This window comes from Amycolatopsis sp. NPDC003731 (genome assembly GCF_053586895.1).
The window spans coordinates 1-8551 of record NZ_JBSFNC010000251.1; the positions used below are offsets into that span (position 1 = coordinate 1).

The 8551-nt window shown below is 72.2% G+C and carries 8 protein-coding genes; 4 read left to right on the forward strand and 4 right to left on the reverse strand.

Features of this window, described 5'->3' with window-relative positions; translation table 11 throughout:
- Positions 1 to 287 precede the first annotated feature (287 nt).
- Positions 288 to 1103: an SGNH/GDSL hydrolase family protein gene (locus tag ACWDN5_RS45410; protein WP_449680638.1), complete on the reverse strand. Its 816-nt coding sequence runs from the start codon at positions 1101 to 1103 to the stop codon at positions 288 to 290.
- 268 nt (positions 1104 to 1371) lie between these two features.
- Here ACWDN5_RS45410 and ACWDN5_RS45415 point away from each other — a divergent pair, with 268 nt between their 5' ends.
- Positions 1372 to 2031, forward strand: coding sequence for a DUF3159 domain-containing protein (locus ACWDN5_RS45415; protein WP_449680639.1), 660 nt, complete (start codon positions 1372 to 1374; stop codon positions 2029 to 2031).
- 109 nt (positions 2032 to 2140) lie between these two features.
- Here the strand turns inward: ACWDN5_RS45415 and ACWDN5_RS45420 are convergent, their stop codons facing one another.
- Together ACWDN5_RS45420 and ACWDN5_RS45425 are read right to left on the reverse strand one after the other, a co-directional pair.
- On the reverse strand, positions 2141 to 3097 hold the full coding sequence (locus ACWDN5_RS45420) for an N-acetylglucosamine kinase (RefSeq protein WP_449680640.1): 957 nt from the start codon (positions 3095 to 3097) through the stop codon (positions 2141 to 2143).
- Positions 3094 to 4140 (reverse strand): SIS domain-containing protein, encoded by a 1047-nt coding sequence (locus ACWDN5_RS45425; protein WP_449680644.1) that lies wholly within the window; start codon positions 4138 to 4140, stop codon positions 3094 to 3096. Before ACWDN5_RS45425 ends, ACWDN5_RS45420 begins: the two co-directional genes overlap by 4 nt.
- Before the next feature lie 148 nt (positions 4141 to 4288).
- Between ACWDN5_RS45425 and ACWDN5_RS45430 the strand changes: the two genes are divergently transcribed.
- On the forward strand, positions 4289 to 5044 hold the full coding sequence (locus ACWDN5_RS45430; protein ID WP_086846871.1) for a GntR family transcriptional regulator: 756 nt from the start codon (positions 4289 to 4291) through the stop codon (positions 5042 to 5044).
- Positions 5045 to 5087: 43 nt separating this feature from the next.
- The gene (locus ACWDN5_RS45435; RefSeq protein WP_449680641.1) at positions 5088 to 6623 is read left to right on the forward strand and encodes an MFS transporter; all 1536 of its coding nucleotides are present in this window, start codon (positions 5088 to 5090) and stop codon (positions 6621 to 6623) included.
- Here ACWDN5_RS45435 and ACWDN5_RS45440 read toward each other — a convergent pair.
- Positions 6620 to 7570, reverse strand: a complete 951-nt coding sequence (locus tag ACWDN5_RS45440; RefSeq protein WP_449680642.1) for a threonine ammonia-lyase — start codon at positions 7568 to 7570, stop codon at positions 6620 to 6622. The genes ACWDN5_RS45435 and ACWDN5_RS45440 overlap by 4 nt on opposite strands.
- Before the next feature lie 147 nt (positions 7571 to 7717).
- On the opposite strand from ACWDN5_RS45440, the gene ACWDN5_RS45445 reads away from it, so the two are divergent.
- Complete coding sequence (locus tag ACWDN5_RS45445; protein WP_449680643.1) at positions 7718 to 8467, forward strand: hypothetical protein; 750 nt, start codon at positions 7718 to 7720, stop codon at positions 8465 to 8467.
- Positions 8468 to 8551: the final 84 nt, after the last annotated feature.

Genomic DNA, 8551 nt, shown 5'->3' on the forward strand with positions numbered 1-8551 from the left:
CTACGGCCGGTGGTACCGGGTCAAGGCGGGAAAGCGTGCCTTGACCCGGCACCACCGGCCGCGTGCTGGCTTCGGATCGGGGTGGTGGGGGAGGTCTGGGTGGGGTGTCGGTTGGGCGTCCGCGTCTCGTTCGGGGCGGTGGAATGCCTGCTGCTTCGGCTTTGGCGGAGCTCTGTCTGGGAGGGTGGGCCGGGCAAGCGCAGAGCCCGGCGAGCGCAGCCCAGGGGACCTCCAACGCGCGCACCCGTCGCCCGCGTCGAAAGCCCTGCCAACAACCCCGGCGAAGCTCAGCTCGCCTGCTGCCGCCGGGTGCTGTCCGTCACCTCGAGTACGTCCAACGGCACCAGCGGTGCCAGGTGCGGCCGCTTTGGTGACAGCCCGTCCCCCATCGACTCGCCCCTCAGTTGCCGCCGGATCCACGGCAGGAGGTGCACCTTCGTCCACGTCAGGTCCGACCGGCGCGAGTCGATCCAGCGGTTCGGCGTCTCCTCCAGGGGCCACGGCTCTCGCCAATCCGACTCCACCGGGATCCCCAGCACCTCCGCCGCCTTCAGGGCGATGCGGCGGTGGGCGTCCGGGGAGAAGTGCAACCGGTCGTCGCTCCAGGCGCGGCGGTCGTGGAGGGGGCCCATGGTCCACAGGTCGACCATGCGGGCTCCGTGACGCTCCGCGATCGCCCAGAGGTTCGTGTTGTAGATCGCCACCTTGCCGCGCAGCACCGACATCACCGACAGGACCTTCGTGTCCGGGCCGTTGAACAGCAGCACCGGGATGCCCGCCTCGCGCAGCTTCGCCACGCCCTCCTCGAGGCGCTCCGCCACCGCGTCCACGTCCGCGCCCGGCACGATGATGTCGTTGCCGCCCGCACACAGCGTGACCAGGTCCGGCTTCAGCTCGAGCGCGATCGGGAGCTGCTCGTCCAGGATCTCGTCGAGCATCTTGCCGCGCAGGGCCAGGTTGGCGTACTGGAAGTCGCTGCGGCCGGCCGCCAGTACCTCGGCCAGGCGGTCGGCCCAGCCGCGGAAGGAGCCGTCCGGCAGGTCGTCGTTCAGCCCCTCGGTGAAGCTGTCACCGAGGGCTACGTAGCTGTCGAATCCGTACACGTGGGTCCCCTTCCCATCCCTGCGACCGACACACCCCGACATGTAGTTGTACACCTCAACTAACCATCGGCCGCAAACCCGCTCCACCCCCGGGCGTTCAGCCTGCGGTAACAGTGTCTTATCTTGTCGGCCTTCCGCGCCTCTCTATTACGCAGTCTTCACCTTCCGCATGCCGTGAAACCGCACACTCGGAGGCAAACCCGGCACCCGATGTGGCGAAGATCTCCCTCCCCGGGGCGTCCCGCACGCGATCCGGCAGGCTGGACACGTGTCCGGAGAACCCCGTGAGTCGCTTACGCAGATCCTCGGTGGCCGCCGGGGGGCGCTCGACGCCAGCATCCCGCCCGTCGGCTTCGTCGCCGGGTGGCTCGCGGCCGGTCAGTCCGTCGCCTGGGGGGCCGGGGCCGCCGTCGCGGTCGCCATCGCGGTCGGGGTCTACCGGATCGCCCGTGGTGGCAAGGTGCGCGCGCTCGTCGTCAGTCTCGCCGCCGTCGTCGCGGCCGCGCTGATCGCCCTGCACACCGGCCGGGCCCAGGACTTCTTCCTCCTGCAGCTGATGTCCAATGTGGCCAGCGCGCTGCTCTGGGCGGCCAGCATCGTCGTGCGCTGGCCGCTGCTCGGCGTCGTCGTCGGCCTGCTGCTGGGCCAGAAGACGCGCTGGCGCCGCGACGCCGTGCTGCTCAAGGCCTACTCGCGCGCCAGCTGGGTGTGGGTGCTCCAGTACACGCTGCGGGTGGTCGTCTACGGCCTGCTGTGGTGGGCCGGCCAGGTGCTCGCGCTCGGCGTGGCCCGGACGGTGCTCTCCTGGCCGCTCGTCGCGCTCACCGTCGCGGTCAGTGGCTGGGTGCTCTACCGGGCGTTGCCGCCGGACCACCCCGGCCTCCGCCTGGCGCCGGAAACCCGCTCGGACGACGTACCGGGGGCATAAGGCGGCCCCCGGCGAGGGGGGAGGGTCCGGGGGCCACTGCCTACGGTACCCGGACTCCCGGGTTCAGTCGACGTTTTCGCGTCTTTGCGCCGCGTTTTGCTCGAGATCCTTACGCCCGGGGCCGCGGCGTCCCCTCGCCGAAGGCGTCCACGGCGGCCAGCCAGGCCGCCCCGAGCACCCCATCCGAGCTGGTCAGCACCTCGAGCTCACCCAGACGGCGGCGCACCAGCTCCCCGACCGGGCTGGCGCCGGTGAGCACCGAGCCGACGAGCACGACCGGGGTCGACTCGCCGGGCTCGCGCGCCGCGAGGGCGTTCTCGGCCAGGTGCCCGGCCGCGCGGGCGACGATCTCCCGGGCCGCCGGCTCGCCCGCGTCGTGCGCCGCGCTCACCAACGGGGCGAACCGGGCGAGCCGGACCGGTGCCTCCGCGTTGGCCGCGGTGATCAGCGCCCGGGACGCGACCAGCCGCCCGGCGTCGTCGCGGACGTCCAATGCGGACAGTCCGAGGGCCGCGGCCAGCACCGCCGACGGGAGCCCGTCGAGCGGCCGCCCGCGGCCCAGTGCCTCCAAAGTGGAGCGGACGGCTTCGCGGCCGAGCCAGAACGCCGACCCTTCGTCGCCGAGCAGCCAGCCGTAGCCACCGGTCGTGCCCGCGAGCCGCCGCTTGCGGATCCGGCCCACGATCGAGCCGGTGCCGGCGACGACGACCGTCCCGTCCGGCGCCGAGGTCGCCGACGCGTACGCGACTTCGGCGTCGGCGACCGTCCGGACGGCACACGTGAGACCGATTCGCGTCCACGCCGCGTCGAAGACCGCCGCCACGCCGCGATCGCTCAGCTTGCTGACCCCGGCCATGCCGACGACGCACGCCCGCACGGCGCCGGGGTCGTGGCCGCCGAGCGCCGCGGTGATCGCGTCCGCGATCCGGCCGGCGGCGACCTCGGGCGCGTGCGCGTTCGGGTTGGCCCCTTCGCCGCGCCCGGTGCCCAGCACCGCGCCGGTGGCGTCGACCAGTGCGGCCCTGGTCGACGTCCCGCCGGCGTCGACGCCGATCGCGAAGCTCACCTCGTCTTGGTCACCTTCAGCAGGCCGCGCGGGCTGTCCGGGTCGCCGCCGCGGGCCAGCGACAGGCCGAGCGCGATCCGCTGGATCGGCAGGATCTCCAGGATCGGTGCCAGCTCCTCGACGGTCTGCGGCACGTCGATGCGCAGCGCCGCCGGGGTCTGGGCCGACGCCGAGCCGACCGCGACGACGTCCGCGCCGCGCTTGCCGACGGCGTCGATCACCTCGCGCATCGCGTCGGCGCCGTGCCCGGCGCTGGTCACCGCGAGGACCGCGGTCTGGTCGTCGACCGCGGCGACCGGCCCGTGCAGGAGGTCGGCGCCGCTGTACGCGCGGGCCGCGAGGTAGCTCGTCTCGGCGAGCTTGAGGGACGCCTCCAGCGCGGTCGCGTACGAGTAGCCGCGGGCGGCGGTGAGGACCCGGTTCACGAACCGGTAGCGGTCGACCGCGCGCTGCACGCCCTCGGTGGCGCCGTCGAGGGTCTGCTGCGCCAGCTCGCCGATCTTCTCGGCGTCGGCCGCCTTGCCGCCGCGCACCGCGTCGATCAGCAGGTACAGCGCCATCAGCGTCGCGGAGTACGTCTTGGTGGCCGCGACGGCCTTCTCGACACCCGCGCCGATGTCGACGCCGAGTTCGGACGCCGCCCGCAGCGGCGAGTCCGGCGTGTTGGTGACCGACACCGTCAGCGCGCCCTGGCGCCGCGCCGTTTCGGTCACCTCGATCAGGTCAGGCGAGCCGCCGCTCTGGCTGACCGTGACGAAAAGCACGTCCCGCAGATCCGGCCGGGCGCCGTACAGCGTCGCCGTGGACGGGGAAACCAGACCCGCCGGAAGGCCGAGGAGTACCTCGATCAGGTACTTCGCGTACAACGCTGCGTGGTCGCTCGATCCACGCGCCGCGAGCAAAGCGAACCGCGGGGGGCGTTGTGAGATCTTTTCCGCCACTTCGGCGATTTCCGCCTGACGCGCCACCAGTCCGGCCAGGACGTCCGGTTGCTGGGCGATCTCCGCGGCCATGTGCGCGCCGGGCCGTTGTTCGGTCATCATTTTCCTCTCCACCTCCGGCATTATGTACCGGACTCAGGCGGCGTCGGTCAGGTCTAGACCAATGTTATAGGGGCGGCGCGTTTGGGGAAAAGGGTACGTTTCTTACGGGGACGTGGCGTGCGATGAGGGAAGACATAGGGAGCCGGGCATGTTGGAGACCACCACCACGGGCGAGGCGGGCGCCGTCGCCGGGATGCGCGGGCAGCGCGAGCCCAAATACTGGGCGCTGAAACAGCACCTCCTCGACCTGCTGGACGTGCTGCCGCCGGGATCGCCGATCCCGACCGAACGCGCGCTCGCCGGGGAGTTCACGGTCTCCCGCACCACCGTGCGCCAGGCGCTGGCCGACCTGACCGCCGAGGGCCGGCTGCACCGGGTGCAGGGCAAAGGCACCTTCGCGGCCGAGCCGAAGCTCGCGCAGCGGCTCCAGCTGTCCTCCTACACCGAGGACATGCGCAAACAGGGCCTGAAGCCGTCGTCGAAATTGTTGGAAGTCGAGGAAATGCCGGTCGAGGGTGACCTCGCGAAGCTGCTCGGCATCCGGACCGGCGCGAAAATCCTTCGTCTTCGACGACTTCGACTGGCGGACTCGCAGCCGATGGCGCTCGAGACGACGCACCTGCCGCTCGGCCGGTTCCGCGGGCTGCGCAAGCACGTCTCGGCCGGTGGTTCGTTGTACGCCGTTCTACGCGAGCACTACGGCGTCGAACTCGAACGCGCGGAAGAAACGATCGAGACGTCCCTGGCCGGGCCGCAGGAAGCGGAGATGCTCGGCGCGGACGTCGGCATGCCGGTGCTGATGCTGACCCGCCACTCGTTCGCCACGGACGGCAAGCCGGTCGAGTTCGCCCGCTCGGTCTACCGCGGCGACCGCTACAAGTTCGTGACGACGCTGCTGCCGTAAGCGCGCGGTTGACGGGGGTCCCCGGTCGCGTGAAGGTGACCGGGTGACTGCCACCGAAGACACCGGGATCCGCTGGGGCACCGGTGCCGCCCGCGGCCTGCTGGCCACCACCATCCTGGGCTCGGGCATGGCGATGCTCGACGGCACGATCGTCAACGTCGCCCTGCCCCGCATCGGCGCCGAGCTCAACGCCTCCGTGGCGGGGCTCCAGTGGATCCTCGACGGCTACATGCTGGCCCTCGCCGCGCTCATCCTGGTCGCCGGTTCGCTCGGCGACCGGTACGGCCGACGTCGTATGTACCTCGTCGGCGTGATCTGGTTCGGTGTCGCCTCCGGGCTGTGCGCCGCGGCGCAATCCACCGAGATGCTCGTCGCGACCCGGATCCTGCAGGGCATCGGCGGCGCGCTCCTGACGCCGGGGTCGCTCGCGATCCTCCAGGCGTCCTTCGCGCACGACGCCCGCGCCCGCGCGATCGGCGCCTGGTCCGGCCTCGGCGGCATCGCGGCCGCCGCCGGGCCGCTGCTCGGCGGGTTCCTCGTGCAGGTGTGGTCGTGGCGGCTGGCGTTCCTGATCAACGTGCCGATCGCGGTCGCGGTGGTGCTGATGGCGCGTCGGTTCGTCCCGGAATCCCGTGACCCCGACGCCACCGGGCACCCGGACTTCGGTGCCGCCGCCCTCGGCGCCCTCGGCCTGGCCGGGATCACCGGTGCGCTGGTCGAGGCGCCCGCCCGCGGCATCGGCGACCCGCTCGTGCTCGGCGCGGGCCTGCTGGGGATCGCCGGGCTGGCCGCGTTCGTCGTCGTCCAGCACCGCTCCCACGAGCCGCTGGTGCCGCCGTCGCTGTTCGGCGACCGCACGTTCACCCTCTCGAACGCGCTGACCTTCGTCGTCTACGCGGCCCTCGGCGGCGTGATGATGCTGCTGGTCATGCAGCTGCAGGTGTCGCTCGGCTACTCGCCGACGGCGTCCGGGCTGGCCGGGCTGCCGCTGACGGTGATCATGCTGCTGCTTTCGGGCCGCTCCGGCGCGCTCGCGCAGCGCATCGGCCCGCGCTTGCAGCTGGTCGTCGGGCCGATCGTGGTCGGCATCGGGATGCTGCTGATGCTGCGCATCGCGCCCGGCGCGTCCTACCTCGGCACGGTGCTGCCCGCGGTGGTGGTGTTCGGGCTCGGCCTGGCGACGGTGGTGGCGCCGGTGACCGCGACGGTGCTCGCCGCGGCCCCGGACCGCTACGCCGGTGTCGCGTCCGGCGTCAACAACGCCATCGCCCGCTCGGGCGGCCTGCTGGCGGTCGCGGTGCTGCCGGCGGCGGCCGGGCTGACCGGCGAGGCGTACGCCGACCCGGTCGCGCTCACGGCGGGCTGGCGGACGGCGCTGGTCATCTGCGCGGCCCTGGCGATCGCGGGCGGCCTGATCGCGCTGGGCATCCACAACGGCGTCCTCGCGCCACCGTCGTCGCCTTCGCCCGACGCCAAGCCCGACGACGAGTGCCCCCACCTGGGCGAGTGCTACCACTGCGGCGTCGAGGGCCCGCCGACGCACATCCGCGGCGGCGGGACCCCGGTCGCCGGCTCCTAGCCCGCGAGGATCTCGGCGAACAGCGCCGGGTCGGCGTTGCCGCCCGAGACGAGCGCGACCGTCTTGCCGGCCGGCAGCTCCTCGGCGTGGGACAGGTACGCCGCCGTCGTCACCGCACCACTGGGCTCGGCGACCAGCCGGGCCTTGCGGGCGAGGACGCGCATCGCCTCGCGGATCTCGTCCTCGGAGACCGTGACCATCTGGTCCACGACTTCCCGGAGGTGGGCGAAGGTCAGCTCCGACGGCTGCGAGCGCAGGCCGTCGGCGATCGTGCGGGCGCGGTCGGCCTGCGGCCATCGAACGAGGTCGTCCTGCCGCAGGCTGTCGGCGACGTCCGCGGCCAGCGCGGGCTCGACGCCGATCACGCGTGCCCGCGGGCACCGGGCCTTGATCGCGGTGCCGACCCCGGCGGCCAGCCCGCCACCGCTGATCGGGACGAGCACGACCTCGACGTCCGGCAGGTCCTCGGCGATCTCCAGGCCGGCGGTGCCCTGCCCGGCGATGATGGCCGCGTGGTCGAAGGGCGGGACCAGGGTCAGCCCGCGTTCGGCGGCCAGTTCGCGCGCTTTGGCCTCGTGCTCGCCGATCGGGACCTCGATCACTTCGGCGCCGTACGAGCGGGTGGCCTCGACCTTGATCCGCGGCGCGACATCCGGCACGACGATCACCGCGGGCACGCCGTAGCGCTGCGCCGCGTACGCGACTGCCTGCGCGTGGTTGCCGCTCGAGTACGCGATGACGCCCCCGGTGCGGGCCGCGTCGTCGAGGGAGGCGATGGCGTTGAACGCGCCGCGCACCTTGAACGCCCCGACCGGTTGCAGACTTTCGGGTTTGAGCCACAGGGTTCCGCGGGGATCCCAGGTCTGGAGCAGCAGGGGCGTGCGTACGGCGACATCTTCGACACGCTTCGCGGCGGCCTCGATGTCAGAGATCGTCACCAGTTCCATGTGCCGAGTATGTCAAGAAAACGTTCGGTCTGGAGTGTCTATTATGGACAGACGAAGTGGTCCTCCTCACGCCGTGGCAACGAGGGGAGTTCCTCACACGCCTTAGACGTTGGACAGGGGAGAACACGGACTACCTAGATCGGGATCATGACCAAGGAGAAAGCAGCGGCTTCGGAGGAGAAGGAACAGAAATCGGGCCTGCGGATCGCGCAGGTCCTGGCGGCGGCGCTGGCCGCGGTGACGGCGGCGTTGCTCGGCTCGACGCTGGGCGTGGCGGGCACGGTGATCGGCGCCGGCGTGGCGAGCGTGGTCTCGACGGTCGGCAGCGAGCTGTACCTGCGCTCGCTGGAGCGCACCCGGGAGGCGGCCCTCAGGGCGCGCCAGCTGGCGACGTCGGGCATCCGGCGGCGCGGGCACGCCGAGCCGCCGCCGGTGCCGGCCGAGGTGTCGATCACGGACCAGCCCACGGTCCGGCTGGCGAAACCCGCGACGGAATCCCGGCTGCGGAAGCTGCGCTGGCCGTTGCTCATCGGCACGAGCGTGGTGGCGTTCGCGGTGGCGATCCTGTCGATGGTGGGGGTGGACGCGGCCACGGGCGGCAAGGTGGCGGGCGGCACCGGCGCGAGCGTCGGCAAGATCTTCGGCGGCGGCTCCGGCCACGAGGACAAGACCCCGTCGACCACCCCGCCGACCTCGACGGACGACACCCAGGTGTCCCCGACGGAGACGACCACGACGCAGACGTCGACTCCGCCGTCGACGTCGTCCGAGACCCCGTCGACCACGCCGAGCACGACGACCGAGCAGCCGTCGACCTCGGCCCCGGCGACCACGGCGACCCCGCCGACCAGCAAGGGCGCCGCGACCACGCCGACCCCCCAGCAGCGTCGCGAATGACTCTCAGTGTCAGGGTTGGTGGTGCCGTACTTGGTGCGGTTAGGGTCCGGTCTTGGTCATGTGGTGACTCGGAATGACGTTGCT